This window comes from Pseudomonas sp. RW407, from assembly GCF_003176655.1.
Taxonomy (GTDB): domain Bacteria; phylum Pseudomonadota; class Gammaproteobacteria; order Pseudomonadales; family Pseudomonadaceae; genus Pseudomonas; species Pseudomonas delhiensis.
Genome location: NZ_QGSL01000091.1, coordinates 136,317 through 136,814, shown reverse-complemented (window position 1 = coordinate 136,814; position 498 = coordinate 136,317). Strand labels below are relative to the sequence as shown.

Annotated in this window: 1 protein-coding gene; it reads left to right on the top strand. The window is 62.4% G+C overall.

Annotated features, from left to right (window positions below):
• The coding region (locus tag DK254_RS34520) for a DUF5801 repeats-in-toxin domain-containing protein (RefSeq protein ID WP_218281420.1) at positions 1-498 on the top strand (498 nt) is incomplete at both ends.

Genomic DNA, 498 nt, shown 5'->3' with positions numbered 1-498 from the left:
TACGACGGTGACAAGGCCAGCTCCACGGCGTCCCTGGACCTGGGCAACAAGGTGGCCTTCGACGACGATGGTCCCTCCATCTGCATCGACCTGAGCGGTAAAGCTCCGGTGCTGCTGCATACCCAGGATGCCGACACCATTGGCTCGAATTTCGACACCGCGACCACCAGCTTCGCCGCGGCCTTCGCCATTACCTCGCAGAGCGCCGGTGCCGATACGCCGGCTTCGGTGAGCTGGAGCTATGCACTGAAGTTGGATGTGGCCGAGGGCACCCAGTCAGGCCTGAACAGCACCGGACAGAAGATCTATCTGTACGAGCAGAATGGCCAGATCATCGGCAGTACCGCCAGCAGTGAAGGCGGGGTAAACGCCAGCAACACCATCTTCAGTCTGAAGGTGGATGGCAGCGGCAATGTCACTCTGACGCAGTACGCCGAGATCGACCACGCGCTGCCGGGCGCCACCGGCAACTATGCCGCGCAGCAGGCCTTCCTCGGC